Genomic DNA, 23,645 nt, shown 5'->3' with positions numbered 1-23,645 from the left:
CAATGCGCTTTTCAAGAATGATCAACGTCGTCGGCGTGCACGCGGCGGGCGAGTTGAACGAGGTCATTACCGGTGGCGTTCTCGATGTTCAAGGTGCGTCGATGTTCGAGAAAATGCAATATCTTGAACGGAAGGGTGATGACCTTCGCAATTTTCTGCTCAATGAACCGCGCGGACGGGTAACACAATGCGTCAATCTGGTGCTGCCAGCCACTAGACCGGAGGCTGACGCTGGGTTCGTCATCATGGAATCGGATTTCTATGTGCCGATGTCCGGCACCAATACGATCTGTACCACGACGGCTCTTCTTGAAACCGGCATGATCCCCATGCAGGAACCGGAAACAAAGCTGGTGCTCGAAGCACCGGCTGGTCTGGTCCCTGTAACCGCGCATTGCAAGAACGGGAAATGCATCAGTGTGACTTTTGAAAATGTGCCGTCCTTCGTTTTTGCATTTGACGCGAAAGTGGATGTGCCGGGCCTTGGCGAGATTACCGTCGATGTCGCCTATGGAGGCATGATCTATGTGCTGGTCGATGCAACGGCCATAGGCTTCAATGTCGACAAGACCGAAGCGGCCAAGCTGGTGGAAGTCGGCGAGCGGATCAAGAAGGCAGCTGCCGAACAGATCCCTGCAGTGCACCCGGAAAATTCAGAGATCCATACGATCAACCAGACGCTCTTTGCGGGACCTCTGGAGATACGCGGCGGGGTAAAGCGTTCACGCAATGCCGTGATCGTGTCGCCCGGACGCATTGACCGGTCTCCGTGCGGCACCGGCACCAGCGCGCGTTTGGCCGTCATGCACGCGCGTGGACAGATCGCCACCGGCGAAACGTTCATACATGAATCAATTATAGGCACGGAATTCATCGGCCGCGTGCTTGAAACCACGACCTGTGGCAGCAAGTCCGCAATCCGTCCGGCAATCACCGGTCAGGCATGGATCACGGCATTCCATCAATATGTTCTTGATCCAACCGATCCGTTCCCGACCGGCTTCCGTCTGGGCGATACGTGGCCGGGCAACTGAGGAGACGACCATGAGCATAGTCGAAGCCGATGATGGCTGCCGTCTTTTCTACGATGCAAAGGGCAGAGGCACGCCGTTGGTGCTGATTCCCGGCCTTGGCGGAGATGGTCGCTTCTGGGCCGGGGTCGAACAACATCTCAAGGAGCTTTTTCGCCTGATTACGGTTGATCATCGTGGGGCCGGACGCAGCGATCGCCCGGAAGGCGCTTACTCCATTGACCGCATCGCAAAAGACGTTGTCTGCATTCTCGACGCTGAAGGGGTCGATGCTGCCCATATGGTGGGACACTCCACGGGCGGCACGGTGGTGCAAGCGCTTGCGCTGGACGCCCCCAAAAGGGCCAAAAGCCTCACGATCAGCGGTAGTTGGGCCAGGCCTGACGCCCGGTTTAGGGCGCTCTTCTCCGCACGATTCGAACTCATGAAAAAAGGCGAAGTGGAAGCCTACCAAAACCTTACCCATGTGCTTGGCTATCCGCCGCAATGGATCGCGGCAAACGAGAACGCACTTGCTGCGGCAGTGGCCAGCGCCGCGGCAAGCCTTGCTCCATTCGCAGTCACGGCGTCACGTATTCGCATGCTGCTCGATTTCGACAGGTCTGCAGAGCTGGAAACAATAACGCAACCAGTGTTGCTCATCGGTGCGCGGGACGACACCATGATCCCATTTGACAGAACCGAAGAACTGGCGTGCCTTATCCCGCATGCGACCGTCAGCGAAATCACCGGAGGGCATTTCTATCCACGCGTCGATCCGCAGGCTTTCGCGCACCGTGTTGCAGAATTTGTTGCCAATAAAAGCTGAAGGCAGCATAAACTCAACCGATTGCCGATGATTGTGTTTCGGCGTGGAATATTGCCCCCTCAAAGGCTTGGGTCAACACGAAATGGTTTCTGGTCGTTACAGGAACCGTTTTTGGATTAATGGCATTTCCAAGCCTGACCAAGCAGACGTTTGTTGCCACAACTCCGCCGCCTCCCCTCGGACCGCTTTCGGATGAAGAGCGTGGCTCGATCCACAGCGATGTGTTGGACCTGCCTAAGCAGTTGGTCGAACATACAGCGTTTGCTCGTATCACCGGTCAATAAAGATCGTCTGACGTTTCACTACACACTAAACCAGGCGGCCGCCAATGGCTTCGATGCGACAGAACGCAGGACCGAGGTATTCGATCAGTTCTGCAATCTGATCCAGGGCATGTTTGCCAAAGGCAGGCACGGTGAGATTGAAGCAAAATATCTGATCGACAACAAACCGCAAAGTTTTGTCATTACTCGAATGGATTGTGCAAGCAGATAGCGCCAGGGATCAAAACCAAAGGGCCCGGCAGCCAAACGCACCGGGGCCTTTTGACTGAAGCTGCGGGAGAGACGCGGACTTGGGTGAAAACGGGCAGAAGCGGGCTCGATGGCCGCCACCTGCACGAGGACGGGCGCTTTGCCTGGAGGCATCGCCCCTGCTCAACTGGTTCTGTCGATCCTGCCTCTTGCCGATTGCAACAGTGGCCGCAAGGCGCGCTGTATTTCGAGCAGGAACTTATTGCTGAAGCGACCTTGCGGCTCTTGGCTCGTATCAAAATGATAGGATCGCTCGGCAACGTCGTAATTGTATTCACTAATGGTCAGCCACGCCCGTTTATGATCCCGCAGCCCTGCCCGTCTTATCTCAAGCGCAGGAATTTCTATTGCGGCTTGTTGGTCCAGTGGCGATGTCCCGGAGATTGCCAAGATAACCAGATGGGTCAGATTCTGGCGAGGGTCAGGGAACGCCATGGCGAGACAAACGGGTCGGTTTTTTTCACTGTGTTCACGGCCTTTCTCTGATTGCCAGCGCCACAGATACGGATAGCGGACAATTGATCCGCTGCTGAAGCGAGCTTGGTCACTCATCGGTTTTTGCCTCTAGATCGGCGATTTGGCTGTTCAGGCCGTTCAGCAGCACATCCGCCAAGTCTGCAGGCGTCTCTCCCAAGGCGAAAACGCGGCGCGGATCAGCACTGACCATCATGCGTTCAAATGCCTCCTTGGAGAGAACAACAACGGTGTCCCGGCCGTGTTTCGTGAGCACAATAGGTTCCTTTTGGGCCTGATCATGAAACCGGCCAAAATGGCGGATAAATTCAGCAGTCGATACTTTCGTGGCCATGTCGTCCTCTTATTCTGTATTTTCTGTATAATACAGAATTTCGCAATTCGTTCAATAATAATCGGCAACGAATGGGCGGCTTTCGCCGCCCCTCGCCGGTTATTCCGCCGCCTGTTCGAAATCGTCCGCGTCGAAGCTATCTGTCTCAGACGGATCGGTATCGCCATCATCTTCGATGTCATTGATGCTTTCCAGATCGGCAACAATGGTTCCGTTCAGCGGTTCGATACGTACATATTTTGGCAACCAGTTGGTGTCCCTTACCAGTCGTTCGGCAATGACAACCGCTTCGGCCTTCTTCTTGGCACTGGCAATCGCGCTTGCCGCCGGTTCTCCAGCCGCTGGTTCTGTCGCAAACTGATTACTTACCGTTCGTCCGGCATAAAGCTACCGACAATTATGGGAGCTTATCATGTTCAAGGGCCGCCATTTCGACCAATCAGTGATCTTGCGGTGCGTACGTTGGTATCTAGGCTATAGTTTGAGCCTGCGGGATCTGGAGGAAATGATGGCTGAACGCGGCTTGAGCGTCGATCACTCCACCGTACATCGCTGGATCATCCACTACTCGCCAAAGCTGCTTGACTGCTTCAACCGGCGCAAACGCATTGTCACGGGTAAATGGCACGTTGATGAGACCTATATCAGGATCCGCGGTCAGTGGATGTATTTCTATCGAGCTTTTGACAGCGTCGGAGACACAGTTGAGTTCTGGTTCAGCCAACGTCGGGATTTAACAGCAACCAAACGGTTCTTGCGAAAGGCGTTCCGTCGGCATGATCGCCCGGAACGCATTGTCATCGACGGCAGTCAAACCAATCGGGAAGCTATTGTTTCCTGTGACACGATGTGTCGCCTTCAAGACCGGTCCCGGCGGAAGTTAGAGCCCATACGTATCCGGCAGAGCCGCTATTTGAATAATCGGATTGAGCAGGATCATCAGCGTATCAAGCGCCGCGTACGATCAATGCTCGGATTCAAGTCTGAAGCAACAGCGGCCATCATCCTGGCTGGCATCGAGATGATCCACATGATGCGCAAGCCGCAAGGTCTGTCTGCATCTGCCAAGGCCCATTCCCTCAAACAGCTCTGCTCGGGGCACTCTCAACATAGCTGTAGCTCTAAGCAAGCCTTTCTCTATCCAAAGCAAATACTTGCAACAGAGCCCCATTCATGGTCCGTAAGTTCATAGCGGCGGCGGGTCATCAGAGCGCCTTATCCGGAAGCCTTGAATTACGACACAACAAAAACGCCAAACAGATTTATGAGTTTACGGTCTAAGTTCAAATCGCGGTCTTGCGGGCCTCATCGATATAAAGCGCACGTAGGCTGGCAGCCACGACTCCAGGCTGGCCGGAGCCGACCGGCTTGCCATCGATGGAAATGACCGGCGTGACAAAGGTCGAAGCGCCGGTGATGAAGGCTTCGTCGGCACTCTGGGCTTCCTCAATGGTAAAATTACGCTCGACAATTTCCAGATCGGTGCCTGCCACATAGCGCAGCAGAGCGGCACGGGTAATGCCATGGAGAATGTCATTAGACAGGGCGCGAGTGATAATCTTGCCGTCCTTGACGATATAGGCATTGTTAGCGGTGCCTTCGGTGACGAAACCGTCCTGCACGAACCACCCATCATCGGCACCGGATTGCTTAGCCATCATTTTTGCCATGGATGGATAGAGAAGCTGCACCGTCTTGATATCGCGGCGCGCCCAACGCAGATCAGGGATGGAAATCACCTTGATACCGATCTTTGCCTTGGGAGCATCGACCAGATTGGCAACCGTTTGCGCGAACAACACGATCGTCGGGTTCACATCTTCGGCAGGATAAACAAAATCGCGGTCGCCCGGATTGCCGCGCGAGATTTGCAGGTAGATCAGCCCTTGCTGGATAGCATTGCGTGCCACCAGCTGGCGATGAATTTCCAACAACTGATCACGATCGACAGGCTGGCGGATGCCCAGTTTGTTGAGAGAACGCGCCAGACGGGCGCTGTGCCCGTCAAAGTCCAATATCTTGCCGTCGATCACCGAAGTCACTTCATAGACCGCATCGGCAAACAGGAAGCCTCGGTCAAAGACCGATACTTTGGCTTCGTCTTCTGGAACATAATTTCCGTTTAGATACACAATCCGAGTTTGTTGCATTTTTCATCCTATCCGCAGTCTGGCGTCGAAAACTGTCTCGCGCAGCGTCATTTTGCGACTAACATGTCATAGAAAACCCTTCCGATAGCAGGAAAAGCCTTTGGAAAATCCTCGCAGATTTCTTTGCCCTGCGTCATCAGGCAGATGATGATCGGCGCCTTGCCATCAATCGCAATACGGATCAGATCATGCTTGTAATAGGATGCCTTGGGATCACCCGTCCACGAGTTTTGGCCAGCCTTACTCCAGATTTGCGCTTCTGCAGGAATACCGCCGCCCAGAAAATCTTCGATCTGAAAATGCGGCTGCCTGGCTTCCGCACTGTTGCGATCGCGCAGCAATATCTGTCTGGCTCGTTTTGTCGATCCTTCAGAGAGCGGCACCTGACCGGAGAAAATATTGTTGAACAGGCGTGCCGAGACGAGCGGCGTCAGCGCGTTGAGATTTTCGCCAGTGCGTCCGGCATATTGCGCCTCGCGACCGTAGCGGACATCATCCATCAGCTTTTGGGTAATATTGCAGTTGCCAAATTCCGGCCAGCCGAGAGTGGAGAAGAAGCCGTTCAGTCGTTCACGCTTTTCTCGCCATTTTTTGAACTCGGCCCCTTCCAGCATCGTATCACCGGTGGTTCCGGTAATGATGTCGATCACGTAATTGGTACCGGTATTGGATGACCACAGGATCATGTCGCGCATGGCACGAGACAGTTCTTCGTGATCGGCAACGTCGCCACAGTCAATGGCGTTGAGAATATGCACCAGATGAAACGCCTTGACGAGACTGCAGGGATAGCAGCGCCAGTCGCCGCGATAGGCAAAACCGTCCGGCTTTGCATTGGCAGAATTCTCGCGCAAGGCGACAAAACCAAAATTGTCAGCGCGCAGCCCCTGGTTGGCAAACTCGTCGGTCAGACGGCGGGTAATGTCTTCACAGCGGCTGGACCAGTCGGAATTTTCTTCAAAGAACACTGGAAAATCTTTCTGTATAAAAGCGTTCAGGAATGATTACGGTCAGCCTTCCAGCAGCGGACGACACCGCCTTTGGCAACAGGCTGCATGGGTTGGGCTTTCTGGCAATCAGCCTCGGCAAACCGGCACCGTGTTGCGAAGCGGCAACCAGGCAGGATCGCAAACGGATCCGGTATCTCCCCGGTGATCGGCTCGCGCAGGGATTGGGTGCGACGCACATCTGGTACCGCCGCAATCAGCGCCTGCGTATAGGGATGACGAGGCGAGGCAAACAGGTCAGCACTATCCTGCAATTCCACGATTTCGCCCAGATACATCACCGCGACGCGGTCACAGAGGTAGCGGACCACATTCATGTCATGGGAAATGAACACAATGGTCAGTCCCTTGTCCCGGTTGAGGCTCTTCATGAGATTGATGATCTGCGCCTGAACCGAAGCATCGAGAGCGGAAACCGGTTCATCGGCAAACAGGACCTGCGGATTGGCGCACAGCGCCCGGGCAATGGAGACGCGCTGTCTTTGTCCACCAGACAAGGCATGCGGGAATTTCAGCGCCGTTTCAGCAACGAGATTGACTTCATCAAGCACGCGCAGCACCTGTTGCTTACGCTCCTTTGCAGGAATGTCACGGCGATAATGGGCAATCACCTCTTCAAGCTGGGCGCCGATGGTCATGCGTGGATTGAGCGAGGAATAAGGGTCCTGGAACACCATCTGAAGACGCCCGTCATAATCCGGTCCGTCAATCCGCTGACCATTGAACAAAACCTCACCGGCGCTACTTGGCTGCAGTCCGACGCCGATGCGGGCAAGCGTGCTCTTACCGCAGCCGGATTCGCCGACAATGCCGAGTATCTCGCCCTGTCTGACGTTGAGATCAACGCCGCGCACGGCATGCAGATAGACCGGTGGCCGGTTGGCGATAACGTCACCGAGGCTGCGCTTGACGGCAAAGCGTCTTTCGACCTTCCGGAAATCAAGCAGCGACATGGACAACCTCATTCAGAATGCAAGCATCAAGATGTCCGGATTGTCCGCCGCGGCGTTGCTGTAGGGCGGGTGGCCGGCCGGTTGTGCATTGCTGTTGCGCGAAAGAACAGCGTTGTGCGAACCGGCAACCGTCAGGAGGGCTGATTAGGCTTGGTGGAGATCCGTTGATGGGAATGAGATCCTGGTCGCGTCCGGTCTGTCCTGGCAGTGCGGCGAGCAGGGCTTTGGTATAGGGATGCGATGGCGCGTCGAGAACATCCCGCACCAAGCCGGTTTCCACTACACGCCCAGCATACATGACCGCCATGCGGTCACATATCTGAGAAACAACGCCCAAATCATGGGTGACCAGAATGATTGAAGTGCCAAAACTGTCGCGGCGCTCCTTGAGGAGACGCAATATTTGGTCCTGTACAGTAACATCGAGCGCAGTCGTCGGTTCATCGGCGATGATGAGACGTGGACGTAGCGCAAGCGCTATTGCGATTACGACACGTTGACGCAACCCGCCCGACAGTTCGTGCGGATAGGCGTCAAGCCGACGCTCTGGCGAGGTCACATGCACGTCGCGCAGCAATTGCAGCGCCGCTTCGCGGGCTTCCTTCTTGCTGACCTTGCGATGGCGACGGATCACTTCACTGATCTGCTTGCCGACGCGCATGGTCGGATTGAGCGCTGTGAGCGGATCCTGGAAAATGAATGCGACATCGCGCCCGCGGATCTGCGACAGCGCCCCTTCCTTCATCGAGGCCAGATCGCCCGCACCCTCGAGCATGATCTGTCCGCCGGCCACCCGCGCAGCAGCCCCGCCAAACAGTTGCAGGATCGAGCGGCAGGTGGCTGACTTGCCGCAGCCGGATTCACCGACAATGCCAAATATTTCTCCCGGATTCACATCGAAACTGACACCATCCACGGCGCGTACAATCCCGGAAGGGCTCTGGAATTCGGTCACGAGATCACGGATAGACAGATGGCTCACGGCTTATCCCTTCGGTTTCAGCGTGGTGGAGAGACCTTCACCGAGCAACGAGAATGCAATGCCGATCCAGACGATGGCGAGGCCCGGGAAAATCGTCATCCACGGGGCCTCACGCATGTAATCAATGCTTTCGACAATCAGCAGACCCCATTCGGGTGCAGGAGGCTGTACGCCAAGCCCGAAAAAGGACATCGCGGCGACGGCCTGGACGGTCAGCACCACGTCGGACATCGAATAGACGATCGCCGGCGTGACTACATTGGGCAAGATATGGCGCAACATCACGCGCAACTTGCCAAACCGCAGCACCCGGGTGGCATCGACATATTCAAGCCGCGACACCAGCAACGTTTCACCGCGAACAATGCGAGCATAGCCGATCCAGTTGACGATGAAAAACGCAATGTAAAGGTTGGTTTCGCTCGGACCAAGAACACCAACAATGGCGAGGATGAGCACGTAGAACGGAAATGCCCATACAACATCAGTGAGACGCATCAGGACCGCGTCGACAATACCGCCAGAGTAACCGGCGACTAGACCGATCATCACGCCCATGATCATCGGACCGAACACGCAAATCAGTGCCAGACGCAGGTCAAACACCGCGCCGGCAAGGATACGGGTGAAAATATCACGTCCAAAATTGTCTGTACCGAACCAGTGTGCTGCCGAAGGTGGCTGCATAGCACCAGCAAAATCGAGTGCGAATGGATCGTAGGGTGACAGCATCGGGGTAAGCATCGTTGCTGCCAGAGTAATGATCAGCATGAGCAGGCCGATGGCACCGGAATAGGTGCGTAAAAGTTTGCCAAGAATGGACATAGTCTACTCCATCCTGACGCGTGGATCGGCCAACGCGTAACAGATATCGGTGATGAGATTTACAATCACAACCATGATTGCGAAAAAGACGGTCAATCCACGGATGACAGGAAGATCACGGGAAACGACTGCATCGATCAGCAGGCTGCCAAGTCCAGGCACGGAAAAGATTTTTTCGACAATCACGGTGCCGCCAACGATCCAGCTCACTCGTACTCCGATGATCGAGATGGTCGAAATCAGACTGTTCGGGAGTACGTGGCGCAGAAAGGTTTCGTGACGGCGCAGCCCCTTGGCACGGGCAGTGTCGATGTAATCGGCTTTCATCGTATCGATCAATGCGGCGCGTAGACTTTGCTGAATGAGCGCAGCGGTCGACAGCCCAACCACGAGTGACGGCAGAAAAAGACGATTGACATTGGTCCAGAATCCGATCCCTACACCGCCTGTAGCGAACCAGCCCATATTGAGTGCCAGCCATATTATGAGCATATAGCAGAGCCAAAAAGGCGGCATGGCAATCAGGACAACAAAGATCTGGCGGATGACATTGTCGATCAGGCGTCCGCGATAGACGGCTGCCAATATGGAAAATGGCAACGCGATGGCCAGTGCGATGATAGTGGAATAGGCAACAATTGCCAAAGTGAACGGCAGACGATCCATCACCAGAGTGATGATTGACTGCTTGTGGAATATCGACGTTCCGAAACTGCCGGTCACGCAATCGCGAAGGAAATAGACATACTGGATCAGAAGAGGCTTATCGAGCCCCCACAATTCCCGCATTGCTTGCAATTCTTCCGGACTGGCCCGGGTTCCCATCGCTTTCGATGCAGGATCACCAGGAACGATCTGCAGTAGCACGAAGCTGATCAAGGTGATCCCGATTAGAACCGGGATCAGCATCAAGAGACGTTTCAGGATGGCAAATATCATGGTATTCGCTAACAATCGCCGTAAAAAAAGGAGGGGCCGCCACTACCAAGCTCGGTCGGCTCTGGCTGTGTAGACTGATCGTTCTCACCGTGAAGCAAGTTGCATTCCTGTGGTTAACCGGCTGGTCCGCAGCAGGAATGCGCTGCTTGGCGTGGTGAATTAGGTTATTTTTCGAGCCTCACATCCTCCAGGCGAAAATTAGAGGTCGGCAGAACTTCAAAACCCTTGACATTATTGCGCTTGGCCCACGCTGTTGCAGGGTGATAAAGGAAAATAAAGGGTGCACCATCGTGGAGAACCTGGATCATTTCCTTGAACATGGCACCGCGTTTATCGCCATCAACCGTTTTGCGTTCTTCTGCATAGAGTTCATTCAGACGATCGCTTTTCCATTGAGTATGATAGGCGTTGGCCCGTTCTGGATTGACCGCAACGAATCCAATGATTTGATCGGGATCGATAGTATCGGAAGTGGTGAGCGAGACCGACATGTCATAATTGCCTGCCTTCGTGGTTTCCCACTGGGTACCGCCTTCCAGCATCTGCACTTTCAGTTTGACGCCCACCTGTTGCAGCATGGCCTGAAGCGCAATAGCAGCATTGCGGCTTGTTGCTGCGCCAGAATCAACGATCAACTGGGCTTCAAAGCCGCCAGCATAACCGGCTTCTGCCAGCAGCGCTTTGGCCTTGGCCGGGTCATAAGGGTATGGGGCTAAATTGGAATCGGCATAAGCCATAACGGGCATGGCCGAAGCGGCTGGTTTGCCTGCGCCATAGAGAACGCCCTGTACCAGCGCATTCTTGTCTATTGCGTAGTTCAGTGCCTGGCGAACCCGCCCGTCGTCAAATGGTTTGCGGGTCGTATTCAGCTGAACAAAATCGGCACGGTAAGGAATGGTCTGGCCAACGGTGATGCCATCCTTGGCTTTCAGTTCCTTCAACTGATTTAGCGGCGGATCAAGAGCTACGTCAATTTCTCCGGCTTCAAGCTTTATGGCGCGTGCTGATGGTTCGGTGACGACTTCGAGGCGGGCTTCATCAACAAAAGGCTTACCCTGCTGCCAGTAATATGGGTTTTTGGCCAGCTCGACCTTTGAACCGCGTTCCCAAGATTTTAACTTGAAAGGTCCCGAACCAATAGGTGCCTGGAAGAAGGCATCGCCTTTGGCTTCAACCTGTGCCTTCGGCAAGATTGCTGCTGCAAAAAGACCCAAATTGTTGAATGCCGGTGTGAAAGGCTCCGTCAACTTCATGGTGATCTCATGGGCGTTGACGATTTCGAAGTTGGTGATCGGACGGTAGAAGCGCCCCCAACCGGATTCTTTGGAAGCAGCACGTTCGATAGAGAATTTGACGTCCTCTGCGGTGACTGGTGTACCGTCGGAGAATTTTGCATCGCGCAGCTTGAATTTAAGCGTCAGACCATCATCGGAAACTGTCCAGCTTTCGGCAAGACCTGGTTCAAGCTTTTCACCGGACTTGTCGGGACGAACCAAAGTGTCAAAAATCAAGAGCTGAGTCCAAATCGAACCATTGTCGCTGGTTGCAATCGGATCAAGACTGACCGGATCAAACCCGATTGCAACGCGTAGTGCCTCGGCTTGCGCCGTTAAGGCAGAAAGAGAAAAGACGGAAGCTAATAAAAGGCCTTTGAAGCCGGTCTGAAAAAGCATGAAAAGTGCTCCTACACCATTTGATACATCGAGAGCGGCGTCCCCTTGTTTTTGTTTAGCCGCCGCTAGTTCGGGATTGATGTTAGACAACGACTACCTGTATGAATAATAATAAATATGTTGTCTCTTATTAATAGGCTGATAGTGGATCTACGCGAACTCGAACTTTTCGGTACCCTGATGCGAGTGGGTACGACCATTGAAACAGCAAGACTACTTGGAATATCGCAGCCTAGCGTAAGTGGGCAATTGAAGCGTATCGAAAGCAGGCTTGGCTTTTCGCTATTCCATCGCACAGGCAACCGTCTTGAGCCAACTCGTGAGGCGAACGAGCTTTTTGCGCTCTCCATGCCAATCTTCACTACGCACACAGTCGTGCGGTCTGAACTATCAACCTTGCGTCATCACGCATCCCGCCCTGTGGCAGTTTCTGCGACGCCAGCACTCGTTGAAAGCTTTATCGGACCGGTGCTTCTTAGCGCTGGTTACCGCAACTGGAAAAAGCGCCTCCTTCTGAAAGTTCACACTCCCGAGGAAGACTTGCGCAAGGAGGAGGCTGATATCGGTTTGCAGATGGCTTTACCGCCAAAGGCCGAATTTCATTCCTACATTGTCGGACAGACACCTCTGGTGGCGGTTATACAATCAGACCACCCGTTGGCAAAATCGAAGTCACTCACCTGCGCAATCATCGCCAAACAGCCGCTCGTTTGTTACAATGCCGATTGGTCGCCCATGGGTGGCACTATTCGTGCAGCCTTTGCCGCTCAGGGGCTAAACTATGATCCAGTGTGTGTTGTGCCGTTTTGCGGCACTGTCTGCAGCCTGGTGCGCGCTTGTGGTGGTGTTGGCGTCGTGGATGCAATGACAGCGCAAGACTATGCCATGCAGGGGCTTGTATCATTGCCGATCAGCGACATGCCAGATGTCTCCATCGTTGCATTCCATCGTCGAAATGAGCCCTTGCGAGCCCCGGTACAGGATTTCTTGACCGCGCTGCGTAAAGCGGCTGTGACGTCCGCAAATTGAAGACCCGTGAGTAGCTGAAATGACGTATTCCGATCGGATGCAATCGGTTCCGTCGCAATTTTAAGGTAACTCGCGAAATTGACGGGAGTCTTCGATCACACCTTATGCAACGGGATTGTCATATTGATTATTCGTCAAACAGATTGCGGTAGTTGAGGTGCATGAATAAGCAAGCCCCGACGTACAAAAAATCATCCCTTTTCAATTTCAATCGCGGTTCGTGTAATCTGGCTGTATTTCCGCTTCAATCTCAGTCTGTGTGAAGTTGAAGAAATGATGCTTGAGTGCGGTATACCAGTTTCTTACGAAACGATCCGCTGATGGTGTCGGTCGCATGGTTCGCTGCTCACGGCGCGACTGTGCCGCAAGATGCCCTCGGCCAGCGATATCTGGCATCTCGATGAAGTCGTTGCTCGCATCGGTGACAAGAAATGCTGGTTGTGGCGCGTGGTTGATCAGGATGGTCATGTGCTGGAAGAAATTGTACAAACCCATCGCAACACTAAGGCTGCGAGGCGCTTGCTGGTCCGAGAATTGAAGAAACAGGGATGTGCGCCAAAGCGTACCGTCACTGACAATCTGCGATCCCATGGTGCTGCCGGGCGTCAGGTCGATCGTCGTCCACACAAGGGACTGAACAATCGAGCCGAGAATTCGCGTCTGCCGTTGCGGAAGCGAGAGCGAACCAGGCAAGGGTTTCGGTCGATCGGATCACTGCAACATTTCGTATCGATCTTTTCGGCCACCCGAAACCATTTCATTCCCGCAAGTGCCAAACTCTCCGCCGACCAGGCCCGGGTGCATCGCCAAAATGCCATCGCGGAATGGTCCGCGGCGGCGCTTAAACTTGCTTGAAATTCTCCGTGCAGCTTCAACACACACTTACATCAAACAATGTGACAGCACCTATGGCTGTGATGCTTTCGGCTTGCATTGGGCTATGTTTCAATAGGGACATCATTGTCACCTTGATTTTCTATAAAGAAATTATTGAATACTTCGTGAAGCAACGAAGGAGACAGCATGATTATGCATCCATCGACATTCACACAGTCGATCAACGCCGAAACTGGCGATAATTACTCCGACAACAGCGAACGGACGAAGGTTAGATGGCCTTTTGGAGTCGAGGTGATCAGGATACATATTCCACGCGACTGCCACTATAAAGTAAGACTGGCGCCCAAAGATGAGAACGAACACAATGTCGACGTCATTACGAGCCGTGTACTGACACGCGCCGAGAAGGATTGCATCGCAACCGCGTATTATGAAACGACGCCCTTTGTTCTGGAATCCGATATCACTTTCGTGGTTGCGCAGCGCGGCTTTACCGATAATGTGTCCGACGAGGAGTGGACGACCAATAGCAGCCTAAGCTTTTGACCCGGTGTGGATTGTTTGGTCACCATTGGCCGCAGCCAGCATAAATTCGATCCAGGTTCAATCTGACCATGCTCGAACGGATAGCTTTGTTTTTGCAATGGCTGTTTCAAAATCCAGTCAAAGGTTGGAAGAGCGGATGACGAATGGGAAATGCCCAAAGTGCACAAGCGAGCTGACATCCATCAATGTCCAACAGGTTGATTTGGTGGACGGTGAGAAGCATTTGCGCGGCGGGATGTTTGTGTGCCCACACTGCACGGTGATAAACGTTTCACTTGATCCCAAATTGGTCGCTAGCGCATTGCATAGCAGTTCAAGGCGTCGAACCTAACCTGCTGTTAGCTGGCATGTCCCACATGCTCAAACGATACGAATGCTTGTGCTATCTCGGCCCTGCAATAGCTGCATCAATCCCCTCATCTCCAGCAATTGCCTCGACCGAATGACCCAGAGTCGTATCAAAGATTTTCAAAGCTAGTTGAAGTGCACCGAGGGTGACCTGGACTGTCCGGTTACCGCCGCGAATTGAGCTTGGACCAGTTTGGTTGCGGAGACAGGAGCCATACTTACGACGCCAGCTTATGGGATGACGAGCTACTGGGCGGCGGTAATCGGTCGCTCCAGTTGATTTCAGGCTTGATCGAATTCCAGCGGCATTCAGAAGAGCACCGCATAGTGCCTAAGCGTGAAAACAACCACCGAAACCAAAGCTAAAATAGCCAAAACGCCATGCCAACGTTGATTGCGTGTGATGAACGCCACGATACAGATTGAGACAATCAACGCCGTCTGAAGTTTGTATTCGACCCCGAGCCTGACCAAGTGATCTCCTCCCTTTAAGAGGGTGTCGATGAGATCGGTGAGATAAAGGACGATCAGTAGACCGAAGAACCAATGCCGGCGCGAAAGGAAATAGTCGCGATAGCCGGTATATTCCTCCATGCTGTCCGGATAGAGCAGCGTGCATAGCAAGAAGTACAAGCTCGAATAGAAGATGACGAACAGATACTCCTTGAACGTCCAGACTGAAAGCTCCCTGAGATCAAACTCAAACCACCAGAACCTCGCAACCGAAAAAAGCATGAAGCCGACCCAGATGAGATGTGCGGGGTAAATGGTGAGCTTTTTAGGGTGCTGTATAAACCGGGCGGTACCCGTCAACAGTCGCGAGACGCACAACCCCAAGACGATGCCCATGATCGTCCGGATGTGTGAGAAAGCTTCGGGCGACGGTGCTACAGACAGAAGATGATCATTCATGATGAACTCGGGTAGTCCCAGTGATTTTCTAATCTTTGACAGATCTCAATGACGTATCTGCCCTGCTTATATCAACAGCGCCGCACTCAAATGCCGTTAATATTGGCTATGGTTGTTAAACGCGTTTAACGAAGGCGCCATATACTTCCAGCTTCACGCCCGCGAAAACAGACCTGTCACCTTAAGTTATGACGCGCTTTACGGACTGGCATTCTTATACCTGCTGTGATTGATTGGCGACCTGCGATCAAAGGGGGGGACGACGAGTTGCGAACTATCATTCTCGGAGGAACGTTAGTGTTGAGTGTTCTGCTTGCTCAACAACCCTCATATGCCGTTTCGCTTTGCGACGGCGTTGACACACAACTCACCAAGCAACGCAAATCCGATTATGCCAAGCTTATCGCCGCAAGTCTTGGGAGCAAGGTCAAGCCGTCGAAAGTGCGCGTTGAGAATTTCATGCAGTCCGGCACCTGGACGGTCATATACGCAGATGTTCCAATTGCTGACCCCGGTTACTTCTTCTTCGATGCATCGACGGGCAAACCCAACTTTAAAGATGTTTGGGGTGGAATGGCAGACAAAAGCGAAATGCCGGACCTGATAAAGTGGGCAAGAAAACTGGGCGCCAATCCAAAGATTGCTTCGTGTTTCGCCGATACCGCAACGGGTTAACCAACATCGACTACCACCTTCGTGCAAACCGGGTTGCGAGATTCGGTATCCTGCCGCGTGAATAAACCATCGTGTTCAGTCTATAAGTTCAACACAAAATAGGAATGCGTGGTTTGATTCGATCCCGTTGACTATTCCTGATTTCAGCCGGATGTCTTTGGAGGTGTGCTTGAACTCCTCAAGCGCGTCATCGAGATAGCAATTCAGACCAAGCTCGTCACACATCTTCCGGATCACGGGTTGGCGATGGCCAATCAGCAGAATCCGATGGGGATTCGTATGAGATTGATGTGATTGTCGATGTGATCGGCCGCCGAAAACCGCTTAAGCTTGCGACGATCAAACTCTTCTTGTTCGCTCAATTGGCCAACGCCTTGGAACGTCACGAAGGCGTACTGTTTGAACGGATAATCGGCGGCGAATATGAAGAGCATGCGCGAAAACCATAGTCGCGTAACAGAAGGTGGTTGCGCTTCGAAGTGATATGCCCAGTGGAGAGAAGGTTATTGCCGGATCAGACACGCTTGTTTTCTCCCAAAAGATTGCTTCGCCACAGACTGGCACCCACCTGATCAGGTTGACATGTTTCAGCTTGCCCGCAGTCTATACGCAGCCAAAGTCCGGTCTACCTTCAAATTTCGTGTATCAAAGCAGACGGGATATCTGCCAGACCATCATGGACGGCGCTGCGAATGCATTGGACACGTCAATGGTCCCTCGATCTGCATTGCGATAATTCGCATAGCTCGTATGCGGATTTGTGCATTGCACCAAATTTGTACGATGCTATTTTACGGGTGTTAGGTTCTTTCCTCCCAGAAATCCTAACGACGGATGCAACAACCTCCTCCCTGTTGCATTTACAATCAGGGCCCAGCGCACCTCCTCCCGCGCTGGGCCTTTTTATGTGTTCAGCCTATTTGTCCGGCCTTTCACTATTGCTCCAAACCAAAGCAGTCCAAGCTGATTTCGCAGTTGTGTGAAGCCGCTTTTGGCCTGACGCTTGGGGGATGTCACAAAGTCCAACTCCCGAAATTTCAGAGCTTATATCCTGTTGGAAGATTTTCCGTACTCACCCGAACCAGACTGCTGGATTCAGCGGGGAAGCATCGTATTTGTCAGTGTCCAACCAGGTTATGGAATGGCGGCTTCTTACAATTTGTGACTTGCAATTATGTATGAAATAATTTTTCCTCGTTTTTGTAATGTATATATTCCATATTGCATTGCAGATAGGAGGTGCAATGAGGAGAGATATTAATAATACAAATACAAAAGATGATTATAGGCCATACTTAACGTCGATATGGCCATTTTTAGTTCTATTTGCCTTCGTCATTCTGTTGATTTTATTCTTAGTACGAATCACTGCGCATGAACATATAATTGAAAAAGACGTTTTCTATGAGGGACAGAACAGCTTGATTGTGGAAAATAACTTAGACGCTACATTTGTGTTGAAACCTTCTTCCGATAACGAGGCTCCGTGAACATTTACCCTCGATGATCAGTCGCCGCTGAGTCTCTTCTAATACCGTTCAACTATTTAAAACTAAGTCCGAATAAATTGTCATGAGATATTCAATAGGGAGGATGTGTCGGCTAATTAGAATGTCATTTATCCCTGCTGGAGAGCTGAAGAAGGCTATTATCATTCGGGCGCAACGATGCGATGCCGTTGCTCGAAATACCAATCCAAGCGCATCACTGCTGCGATTCAAACGACGATTGCGTATGATTAAGTAGCTGGTGAATTATGAGCGTCCGGCGAATGCATTTTCTGCTTTCGTGGAGGTGTATGAACCGCACCGGGTATTCGGGAGGCTTCAACTCATAAGAGATTGGAGTTGATGTGAACAAGCTCGTGGCCGGTGCAACGCATGTCCACATATGTTTAGAGGCCAGGGTGGAGGTTCTGGGCAATTCTATTCCAGGATGGCGGCAAGCGGGCGTAGCCGCGCGTTGAGGTGCAACATCGGTGTCGCGTTCCAGCAACTCAATCTGGGGTCGGAACAAGACTACCGCGACTTGCACTCCACTCCTCACAAATAAATACGGAGTTCGACTGGAATATTTGTGAATGGTTTCACCAAATAGTCCGGTTGGTCATCCACGAAACATCCGACGTCAGGAACAGGAAGGTTCTGCGCAAATGCGTCGAGCCGTGTCTTGCGTTCGATCTGGTTGAGCAACTCGGCACGGGCATGGAAGAGGTCACCGGTGTTCTGGCACGCAAGATCAAGCGTCTCGTATCGCTCATAGAAATATGTTGGTTGATTGGCCCAATAGATGCTCAGGGCAGTAGCGAATTCACATCTTGCTTGAGCGACGATCTGTGTGAGGAACCATGTACCGCTATCATAATTGTGATGCTGGGCGGTGGTGTGCAGTTCGACACCCGAGAGTATGGAAAGATCATCTACAACCTCGTTTTTGAACGGTTGAATGCCGATCGTTCTCTGTCGAACATGGAAACGATAAAAAGCCTCACCCTCATCGCCGTTCATGGCACTGTCGAATGTCGACTGGTCCATCTCATAGTAATAGGTATCGCCGGCGCATTTGCCCTTCAAAGCTAAGTCTGCAAGATCTTGCTCTGCACCCGAACCGTTCGAATGCCTTAGTCCCAGCGCCTTGGCCAGTTTTGTTAACATGCTATATTCCTTGGAGTGATTGCGTCATGACCCAAAATCATATGGCAGGCCTTCGTAGAGGACAGCGGTCTTCAAGATGGCACCCTTACGGTTACTTACATTCCCATCTGGGTACAATTGGAAACATCTGGCCATCGATGCGAGGCAAGATGTTGAGCGCCGCCTCCGCCTGTTGCTCTGTGATTATTTGGTCCTGGTGCGCGTCAGAACGCGATGCTTCCACTGTCAGTTGCAGCAGAGCGATCCGCATCCTGTCCGGTAAATAGGCTGCAACTGACAGCATGCCGGCGATCACGCATTCTCTTGCCTCGCCGATCGTAAAGTCATCGCCGAGCAGGTGCTCGCAATCCCAGGCGCTCTCTACCAAAATCCTGTAGGCGAAAGCCTCAAATGATGCGTCGCCGATGGAACTGCGCTCCTTATCATGCCAGATGAGCGCGACCCCGATATCACCGTTGGCCAAGGGTGTCAGACAGTATGCATCCCCTGCCCCTGATCGAGCAAACGGCAGAAATTTCCGTCCGCCCTGATAGATGGGATTCAACCATTCCTCTACAGTATCAGCAGCGCGTTCCGGATCGAGCCATTCAAAATCGTAAACGCAGGAGAAAGCTGGCGTCCCCGCCAACATGTAACTCCGCCAATGCTTGCGCCAATCAGCGGTATCAGTGCCATAACGTGTTTTCCCATCATTCAACAAATAACGGAGTGCGTCTGGGAGCACGATCTGGCAGCGCTCAGCAAGCTGCGAATAACTAACCACCAATATCCCCCACAATTGATCGTGCCCTTCGTCCATTTACTGTGGACAGATTCCAATTTGCCGTTCGGAGGCAAGCTTCTGGCACATCCGGCGGATGGCGCAAACAGCTGCTCGTCAGACACCCACTTTCCAACCAAGTACACTCTTCACAATGAAACGAGAAGACCAAAATGGCCCGACGAGCAATGGCGTACAAACGGAGCCGTTTGTACCAGTTGGAGAGTCATGAGAAAATGACCGATTGATAGCACGGCGAAAGGCTCGTAAGTCTTCCTTTGGAAATGCCGATAACACGCGATTTTCGAACACTTTCGATTGTAGCTTAACTGTCTACAATCCATGTCAAGGCCCATTTGGCAGGGCCATTCACTTCTCATGGTTGTAATGCCACCATCCTGTCTCTCTGGCAAAACGAGAGTGAACGGAGCCAAACAACAACGGTTGCTTCGCGCGCCCCAAGCTTGACCTTTGCAGCTCTCCAGCGAGTTCCGAAAGCTGAAGTTGCTGCAGACTGGCACAGTTGAGCAGTATACTGGCATCCTTGGGAGGTTCGACTTGAGGTTGGCGCCGACCTCTGTCAGGGCTTCACGAACCGATATGCGAAGCGATCGGTCTCGCCCTTGATCAAGGGATCGAAGACCTTGATCGCGTGTGGATCGTTCCTGTTCGCGAGCAGAGTACTTTCCGCATCCAGCACGAAGCCGGCGGCCTCCACCTCCTCGCGCACGGAGGCAGGGTCGATGCGATGCAATGACTGGGCATCACCTGTGCCGGCTCCGGCGGCGGCGGCGTGATCGACAATGACGTAGAACCCACCGGGCTTCAGCCGCTCGTAGACAGCTCGATTGAAGTTAGCCGCCGTCGCGCCTCTGGCCTGCATCAGTGCGGTGTGGAGATCGTGGTAGAACAGATGCAGCCACAGGACATCCGCTGGCTGCGTGATCTCCGGCATTGCCACGAGGTCCGCTGAGACGGCTTCGACGTTTTCCCGGCCTGGCTCTTGCGCGATAGTTCGCATGAGGCCGACCGGATCGTTCTTGAAGTGCGCGACTTCGGCCGGCACGAAGCTAATGACTCGACCTTCGGATCCAACGACGTCGGAGAACAGGCGCGTCCAGTCGCCGGCGCCTGGATAAACGTCGATGACGGTGGCACCCGCATCAATGCGTGCGAACCGGATCAATTCGGATAGTTTGGATTGGTCGTACATCGGAATCTCCTCTACGGTTGGGTATTCGACGAGCGCGCGGCACGCGAGACGGCGATCCGCTCGTTCACCTTCGGCGAAGGCCGATGGTTGCAGAAGGCCTGCGCTATACGGGCCCGGACGCGTCCATCTGCGCGGCGCGTGCCAACGCTTGCGTGTCGATGTATTCCTGGATGCTGGTCAGTCTGCCGTCCCGGACCGTGATGGCGAAGATCCAGTCGTCCTCGAACGGCTTGTTCGTGGCTTTGACCTTCCCGCTGGCGAAGCCGATGACGAGAACCCGGTCTCCTTGTGCGACAAATTCCCGGGGTTCCGTGGAGGTTTCCATCGACCTGGATGCCGTATCCAGCAAATCTGCCAGTCCCGCGTGCCCCCGGTAGGTGCCGGCCAGCGGCCAGTCCTCGCCCGGAATGATCCACTTGATGTCCTCGGCAACCAGCGCCAACAGAGCCTGTCTGTCGCCGCGGCCTATCGCGGCGAAGAAGTCCTTCACGGTCTGGATGTTTCTTTCAATACTCATGGGAATATCTCCATTTCGCTGTGATCGGATCGCGCTCGATCTGATCCGTACATCGTAGTCCTGTCGGTGGAGGCCTCGTTTTATCCGTCGAACTTGACCAGATCCGTGAAGATCAGATGACCCCAGCTCTTTCCGCGCGCCTGGACCAGCAGCCCGCCTTCCGACAGCCCGCCAAGCTTGATCGGCGCGAAGCCCAGATTTTCCGCGAGCGTAGCAATCTCCGCCGCAGCGTCGTCATCGTCACTCGCCAGGAACACGGCTCTCCTGCCGCCCCGCACCGCCGGATCTTGGCCAAGGGTGGCAGCGAGCAAATGGTTGAAGCCCTTGACCAGCCTTGCGTCAGAGAAAGCCTGCGCGACGGCCTGGGAAGACGGCTGCCCTCCCAGTTGCTCAGGAGGCACGCCGTAGGCATTGGTCACATCGACGATGGTCTTCCCCTGCCAGGTGGGGAGCGCCTTCGCGACATCTGGATGCGACTCGAAACGGAATGCCAAGAAGATGATGTCCGCCTTGACGGCTTCCGCCAGTGTTTTAGCAATGACCTTGGGCCCGATCGCGGCCGCATCTGCTGCAAAGCTTTCCGGGTCCCGCGTGGTTGCAACAGATACTTCAATGCCCTTGCGGGAAAAGGCCTTGGCCAGAGCTCGGCCGATATTGCCGAAGCCGATGATTGAGTAGCTCATAATGCTTCTCCGATCCTGTTGTTAAGGCTGGGTCAGACCTGCGCCCAACCACCATCGACGGCGAGATCTATGCCGGTGATGTAGGAGCTTTCATCGGAGGCAAGGAACGTGAGCGCAGCCGCGATTTCCTCTGGCTTTCCCCTGCGACCCATTGGGATCCGCGCAGCAAACTGGGCGACCGCCTCCTCGGCCTGCTCAACGGTGAGGCCGGTCGTTGTTGCCAAGGCGGGAGTCTCGATTGCGCCGGGGCTCATCGTATTGACACGGATATTGCGGCCCTTCAGCTCTTGGGTCCAAGACCGCGAGAAGCTGCGAACAGCCGCCTTGCTTGCTGCGTACGCGCTGAACGCTGGCAGCCCCATCACATTCGAGACCGAAGAGTTCAGAATGATCGATCCGCCGTCTTTGAAGATGGGAAGGGCCTTCTGCACGGTAAAGAACAGGCCCTTCACGTTCACGTCGAAGGTCTGGTCAAAATGGGCCTCAGTCGCTGCCGTGAGCGGCGCGACTGTACCTGCGCCCGCGTTTGCGAAGAGAATGTCGATGTGACCATGTTTCTCCTTCACGGTGGCATAGAGCCGATCCAGATCTTCCAAGCGCGAGACGTCACCCACGACTGTTGTCACGTTTTTCCCGATAAGCGCCGCGGCCTCTTGTAAGGCTTTCTCACGTCGCCCAATGATCACGACCTTCGCACCTTCTTCCACGAAACGCTTGGCTGTGGCCAAGCCGATCCCGCTACTTCCACCCGTGATGACTGCGATTTTACCTTCAAGTGCTTTCATAATCTTTTGTCCTACGTTGTGAGTGAGTTAGACACGGAACCGCGCCGGGGTCAGAGTTGAGCAAGGCCGCCGTCGACGGCAACTTCGCTGGCGGTCATGAAGCTGCTGTCGTCCGACGCGAGGAAGGCGGCCGCAGCCGCGATCTCCGCCGGAGCGGCCATGCGCTGGAGCGGGGTCATCGCGCCGTAGGCCTTTTGGCCCTCCTCTCCGAGCGCTTCCTTCGCGAGTTCGGTCGCCGTCGCGCCGGGCGACAGCACGTTGACCCGGATACCGGTACCCTTCAGATCCTCCGCCCACGTCCGTGCGAGATTGCGCACGGCTGCCTTGCTGGCGCTGTAGGCAGTGAATGCCGGGGCGCCGGTGGTCCCGGCGCTCGATCCCGTCAGGATGATCGAACCGCCCGGGCCCATCAGTGGTAGCGCCTTCTGGACCGTGAAGATCGTGCCCTTCACGTTGGTGTCGAAAGTGTCATCGATGTGCTTGGCGGTGATCTGGCCGAGAGCAAGCGGACTTCCGGCCCCGGCATTGGCGAAGACGATGTCGAGGCTTCCGCGCTCGGCTTTCACCGCCGCGTAGAGCCGATCCAGATCGGCCTCATCCGAGACCGAGCCCTTCACCGCGCGGGCGTTGGGTCCAAGCTCGGCCACAGCCGCATCGAGTGCTTGCTGCCGACGGCCATAGATGAAGACAAAGGCACCCTCCTCGATGAAGCGCCTTGCAGCGGCGAGGCCGATACCAGTAGCGCCGCCCGTGATCACGGCGGTCTTTCCATTCAATCTATTCATGTTGTGCATCCTTTGTTGAAGTTGCACGGAAACCCTGTGCATCGTTGAAGTAGGTGCAAAGTTGGGCGCGTATCAGTGCGCAAGCGCGCACATCGGTGGTGTAAAAACGATCCAGCCTGACATCGGCCGCGACGATCGGTGCTCGCCGTTCGGAATTGAGCTACGCTCGTTGACATAGCTGTACTCGCT

At 53.9% G+C, this 23,645-nt stretch carries 26 protein-coding genes and 2 pseudogenes; 10 read left to right on the top strand and 18 right to left on the bottom strand.

Features of this window, described 5'->3' with window-relative positions:
* The first annotated feature begins 2 nt into the window (after window positions 1–2).
* From AC1Q5O_RS24405 to AC1Q5O_RS24395, 3 genes are all read left to right on the top strand, one after another.
* Window positions 3–1,034, top strand: coding sequence for a proline racemase family protein (locus AC1Q5O_RS24405; protein WP_492566566.1), 1,032 nt, complete (start codon window positions 3–5; stop codon window positions 1,032–1,034).
* 10 nt (window positions 1,035–1,044) lie between these two features.
* The gene (locus AC1Q5O_RS24400; RefSeq protein WP_492566564.1) at window positions 1,045–1,839 is read left to right on the top strand and encodes an alpha/beta fold hydrolase; all 795 of its coding nucleotides are present in this window, start codon (window positions 1,045–1,047) and stop codon (window positions 1,837–1,839) included.
* Window positions 1,840–2,040: 201 nt separating this feature from the next.
* Window positions 2,041–2,334 (top strand): hypothetical protein, encoded by a 294-nt coding sequence (locus AC1Q5O_RS24395; protein ID WP_492566562.1) that lies wholly within the window; start codon window positions 2,041–2,043, stop codon window positions 2,332–2,334.
* Window positions 2,335–2,495: 161 nt separating this feature from the next.
* On the opposite strand, the gene AC1Q5O_RS24390 is transcribed toward AC1Q5O_RS24395, so the two are convergent.
* The 3 genes from AC1Q5O_RS24390 to AC1Q5O_RS24380 form a co-directional block, all read right to left on the bottom strand.
* On the bottom strand, window positions 2,496–2,924 hold the full coding sequence (locus AC1Q5O_RS24390; protein WP_492566561.1) for a hypothetical protein: 429 nt from the start codon (window positions 2,922–2,924) through the stop codon (window positions 2,496–2,498).
* Window positions 2,917–3,180 carry a type II toxin-antitoxin system Phd/YefM family antitoxin gene (locus tag AC1Q5O_RS24385; RefSeq protein ID WP_492566560.1) on the bottom strand — a complete coding sequence of 88 codons (264 nt, stop codon included), beginning with the start codon at window positions 3,178–3,180 and terminating at the stop codon, window positions 2,917–2,919. The genes AC1Q5O_RS24390 and AC1Q5O_RS24385 overlap by 8 nt, the downstream gene beginning before the upstream one ends.
* Before the next feature lie 99 nt (window positions 3,181–3,279).
* Entirely contained in the window at window positions 3,280–3,426 is a 147-nt protein-coding gene (locus tag AC1Q5O_RS24380; protein ID WP_492566558.1) for a hypothetical protein, read from the bottom strand.
* 166 nt (window positions 3,427–3,592) lie between these two features.
* Here AC1Q5O_RS24380 and AC1Q5O_RS24375 point away from each other — a divergent pair.
* Window positions 3,593–4,249, top strand: a pseudogene (locus AC1Q5O_RS24375) (IS6 family transposase); the annotation flags it as partial.
* Between the two features lie 214 nt (window positions 4,250–4,463).
* Here the strand turns inward: AC1Q5O_RS24375 and AC1Q5O_RS24370 are convergent.
* Together AC1Q5O_RS24370 and AC1Q5O_RS24365 are read right to left on the bottom strand one after the other, a co-directional pair.
* Complete coding sequence (locus AC1Q5O_RS24370) at window positions 4,464–5,330, bottom strand: D-amino-acid transaminase (RefSeq protein WP_492566556.1); 867 nt, start codon at window positions 5,328–5,330, stop codon at window positions 4,464–4,466.
* A 47-nt stretch (window positions 5,331–5,377) separates the two neighbouring features.
* The gene (locus AC1Q5O_RS24365; RefSeq protein ID WP_492566554.1) at window positions 5,378–6,088 is read right to left on the bottom strand and encodes a serine hydrolase; all 711 of its coding nucleotides are present in this window, start codon (window positions 6,086–6,088) and stop codon (window positions 5,378–5,380) included.
* 3 nt (window positions 6,089–6,091) lie between these two features.
* On the opposite strand from AC1Q5O_RS24365, the gene AC1Q5O_RS24360 reads away from it, so the two are divergent.
* Complete coding sequence (locus tag AC1Q5O_RS24360) at window positions 6,092–6,334, top strand: hypothetical protein (protein WP_492566552.1); 243 nt, start codon at window positions 6,092–6,094, stop codon at window positions 6,332–6,334.
* On the opposite strand, the gene AC1Q5O_RS24355 is transcribed toward AC1Q5O_RS24360, so the two are convergent.
* The 5 genes from AC1Q5O_RS24355 to AC1Q5O_RS24335 form a co-directional block, all read right to left on the bottom strand.
* Entirely contained in the window at window positions 6,325–7,290 is a 966-nt protein-coding gene (locus AC1Q5O_RS24355; RefSeq protein ID WP_492566550.1) for an ABC transporter ATP-binding protein, read from the bottom strand. The two genes, AC1Q5O_RS24360 and AC1Q5O_RS24355, sit on opposite strands and share 10 nt — an antisense overlap.
* Complete coding sequence (locus AC1Q5O_RS24350) at window positions 7,277–8,272, bottom strand: ABC transporter ATP-binding protein (RefSeq protein ID WP_492566548.1); 996 nt, start codon at window positions 8,270–8,272, stop codon at window positions 7,277–7,279. The genes AC1Q5O_RS24355 and AC1Q5O_RS24350 overlap by 14 nt, the downstream gene beginning before the upstream one ends.
* A gap of 3 nt (window positions 8,273–8,275) precedes the next feature.
* Window positions 8,276–9,097 carry an ABC transporter permease gene (locus tag AC1Q5O_RS24345; protein WP_492566546.1) on the bottom strand — a complete coding sequence of 274 codons (822 nt, stop codon included), beginning with the start codon at window positions 9,095–9,097 and terminating at the stop codon, window positions 8,276–8,278.
* 3 nt (window positions 9,098–9,100) lie between these two features.
* Entirely contained in the window at window positions 9,101–10,036 is a 936-nt protein-coding gene (locus AC1Q5O_RS24340; protein WP_492566544.1) for an ABC transporter permease, read from the bottom strand.
* Between the two features lie 164 nt (window positions 10,037–10,200).
* Window positions 10,201–11,709 carry an ABC transporter substrate-binding protein gene (locus AC1Q5O_RS24335; protein WP_492566542.1) on the bottom strand — a complete coding sequence of 503 codons (1,509 nt, stop codon included), beginning with the start codon at window positions 11,707–11,709 and terminating at the stop codon, window positions 10,201–10,203.
* A gap of 117 nt (window positions 11,710–11,826) precedes the next feature.
* Here AC1Q5O_RS24335 and AC1Q5O_RS24330 point away from each other — a divergent pair, with 117 nt between their 5' ends.
* From AC1Q5O_RS24330 to AC1Q5O_RS24320, 3 genes and pseudogenes are all read left to right on the top strand, one after another.
* Window positions 11,827–12,738: a LysR family transcriptional regulator gene (locus AC1Q5O_RS24330; RefSeq protein WP_492566540.1), complete on the top strand. Its 912-nt coding sequence runs from the start codon at window positions 11,827–11,829 to the stop codon at window positions 12,736–12,738.
* 165 nt (window positions 12,739–12,903) lie between these two features.
* A pseudogene (locus AC1Q5O_RS24325) lies at window positions 12,904–13,593 on the top strand (IS6 family transposase).
* A 168-nt stretch (window positions 13,594–13,761) separates the two neighbouring features.
* Window positions 13,762–14,124: a hypothetical protein gene (locus AC1Q5O_RS24320; RefSeq protein ID WP_492566537.1), complete on the top strand. Its 363-nt coding sequence runs from the start codon at window positions 13,762–13,764 to the stop codon at window positions 14,122–14,124.
* Window positions 14,125–14,781: 657 nt separating this feature from the next.
* On the opposite strand, the gene AC1Q5O_RS24315 is transcribed toward AC1Q5O_RS24320, so the two are convergent.
* A complete protein-coding gene (locus AC1Q5O_RS24315; RefSeq protein WP_492566535.1) occupies window positions 14,782–15,384 on the bottom strand; it encodes a hypothetical protein in 603 nt (200 codons plus the stop codon).
* A gap of 300 nt (window positions 15,385–15,684) precedes the next feature.
* On the opposite strand from AC1Q5O_RS24315, the gene AC1Q5O_RS24310 reads away from it, so the two are divergent.
* Complete coding sequence (locus tag AC1Q5O_RS24310) at window positions 15,685–16,059, top strand: hypothetical protein (protein ID WP_492566533.1); 375 nt, start codon at window positions 15,685–15,687, stop codon at window positions 16,057–16,059.
* Between the two features lie 290 nt (window positions 16,060–16,349).
* On the top strand, window positions 16,350–16,508 hold the full coding sequence (locus tag AC1Q5O_RS24305) for a hypothetical protein (protein WP_492566531.1): 159 nt from the start codon (window positions 16,350–16,352) through the stop codon (window positions 16,506–16,508).
* A 1,593-nt stretch (window positions 16,509–18,101) separates the two neighbouring features.
* On the opposite strand, the gene AC1Q5O_RS24300 is transcribed toward AC1Q5O_RS24305, so the two are convergent.
* From AC1Q5O_RS24300 to AC1Q5O_RS24270, 7 genes are all read right to left on the bottom strand, one after another.
* Window positions 18,102–18,713, bottom strand: a complete 612-nt coding sequence (locus AC1Q5O_RS24300; protein WP_492566530.1) for a DUF4274 domain-containing protein — start codon at window positions 18,711–18,713, stop codon at window positions 18,102–18,104.
* Window positions 18,714–18,804: 91 nt separating this feature from the next.
* Complete coding sequence (locus tag AC1Q5O_RS24295) at window positions 18,805–19,512, bottom strand: SMI1/KNR4 family protein (protein ID WP_492566528.1); 708 nt, start codon at window positions 19,510–19,512, stop codon at window positions 18,805–18,807.
* A 541-nt stretch (window positions 19,513–20,053) separates the two neighbouring features.
* Window positions 20,054–20,686 (bottom strand): class I SAM-dependent methyltransferase, encoded by a 633-nt coding sequence (locus tag AC1Q5O_RS24290; protein ID WP_472460466.1) that lies wholly within the window; start codon window positions 20,684–20,686, stop codon window positions 20,054–20,056.
* A 103-nt stretch (window positions 20,687–20,789) separates the two neighbouring features.
* Window positions 20,790–21,203, bottom strand: a complete 414-nt coding sequence (locus tag AC1Q5O_RS24285; RefSeq protein ID WP_472460465.1) for a nuclear transport factor 2 family protein — start codon at window positions 21,201–21,203, stop codon at window positions 20,790–20,792.
* Between the two features lie 80 nt (window positions 21,204–21,283).
* A complete protein-coding gene (locus AC1Q5O_RS24280; protein ID WP_472460464.1) occupies window positions 21,284–21,886 on the bottom strand; it encodes an NADPH-dependent F420 reductase in 603 nt (200 codons plus the stop codon).
* 32 nt (window positions 21,887–21,918) lie between these two features.
* Window positions 21,919–22,671, bottom strand: a complete 753-nt coding sequence (locus tag AC1Q5O_RS24275; protein WP_472460463.1) for an SDR family NAD(P)-dependent oxidoreductase — start codon at window positions 22,669–22,671, stop codon at window positions 21,919–21,921.
* A gap of 50 nt (window positions 22,672–22,721) precedes the next feature.
* On the bottom strand, window positions 22,722–23,456 hold the full coding sequence (locus tag AC1Q5O_RS24270) for an SDR family NAD(P)-dependent oxidoreductase (RefSeq protein WP_472460462.1): 735 nt from the start codon (window positions 23,454–23,456) through the stop codon (window positions 22,722–22,724).
* Window positions 23,457–23,645: the final 189 nt, after the last annotated feature.

The organism is Phyllobacterium sp. MT110 (assembly GCF_058792715.1).
Note: the sequence above shows the minus strand (reverse complement) of the source record. Positions and strands in the feature narration are given on the sequence as shown.

Coding starts and splice junctions, on each gene's coding strand:
- AC1Q5O_RS24360 (WP_492566552.1), top strand. CDS start 6,092: ATGAAACGCCTTGACGAGACTGCAGGGATAGCAGCGCCAGTCGCCGCG.
- AC1Q5O_RS24295 (WP_492566528.1), bottom strand. CDS start 19,512: ATGGACGAAGGGCACGATCAATTGTGGGGGATATTGGTGGTTAGTTAT.
- AC1Q5O_RS24280 (WP_472460464.1), bottom strand. CDS start 21,886: ATGAGCTACTCAATCATCGGCTTCGGCAATATCGGCCGAGCTCTGGCC.
- AC1Q5O_RS24370 (WP_492566556.1), bottom strand. CDS start 5,330: ATGCAACAAACTCGGATTGTGTATCTAAACGGAAATTATGTTCCAGAA.
- AC1Q5O_RS24355 (WP_492566550.1), bottom strand. CDS start 7,290: ATGTCGCTGCTTGATTTCCGGAAGGTCGAAAGACGCTTTGCCGTCAAG.
- AC1Q5O_RS24340 (WP_492566544.1), bottom strand. CDS start 10,036: ATGATATTTGCCATCCTGAAACGTCTCTTGATGCTGATCCCGGTTCTA.
- AC1Q5O_RS24285 (WP_472460465.1), bottom strand. CDS start 21,203: ATGAGTATTGAAAGAAACATCCAGACCGTGAAGGACTTCTTCGCCGCG.
- AC1Q5O_RS24390 (WP_492566561.1), bottom strand. CDS start 2,924: ATGAGTGACCAAGCTCGCTTCAGCAGCGGATCAATTGTCCGCTATCCG.
- AC1Q5O_RS24405 (WP_492566566.1), top strand. CDS start 3: ATGCGCTTTTCAAGAATGATCAACGTCGTCGGCGTGCACGCGGCGGGC.
- AC1Q5O_RS24270 (WP_472460462.1), bottom strand. CDS start 23,456: ATGAATAGATTGAATGGAAAGACCGCCGTGATCACGGGCGGCGCTACT.
- AC1Q5O_RS24385 (WP_492566560.1), bottom strand. CDS start 3,180: ATGGCCACGAAAGTATCGACTGCTGAATTTATCCGCCATTTTGGCCGG.
- AC1Q5O_RS24290 (WP_472460466.1), bottom strand. CDS start 20,686: ATGTACGACCAATCCAAACTATCCGAATTGATCCGGTTCGCACGCATT.
- AC1Q5O_RS24400 (WP_492566564.1), top strand. CDS start 1,045: ATGAGCATAGTCGAAGCCGATGATGGCTGCCGTCTTTTCTACGATGCA.
- AC1Q5O_RS24345 (WP_492566546.1), bottom strand. CDS start 9,097: ATGTCCATTCTTGGCAAACTTTTACGCACCTATTCCGGTGCCATCGGC.
- AC1Q5O_RS24335 (WP_492566542.1), bottom strand. CDS start 11,709: ATGCTTTTTCAGACCGGCTTCAAAGGCCTTTTATTAGCTTCCGTCTTT.
- AC1Q5O_RS24330 (WP_492566540.1), top strand. CDS start 11,827: ATGTTGTCTCTTATTAATAGGCTGATAGTGGATCTACGCGAACTCGAA.
- AC1Q5O_RS24275 (WP_472460463.1), bottom strand. CDS start 22,671: ATGAAAGCACTTGAAGGTAAAATCGCAGTCATCACGGGTGGAAGTAGC.
- AC1Q5O_RS24300 (WP_492566530.1), bottom strand. CDS start 18,713: ATGTTAACAAAACTGGCCAAGGCGCTGGGACTAAGGCATTCGAACGGT.
- AC1Q5O_RS24315 (WP_492566535.1), bottom strand. CDS start 15,384: ATGAATGATCATCTTCTGTCTGTAGCACCGTCGCCCGAAGCTTTCTCA.
- AC1Q5O_RS24320 (WP_492566537.1), top strand. CDS start 13,762: ATGATTATGCATCCATCGACATTCACACAGTCGATCAACGCCGAAACT.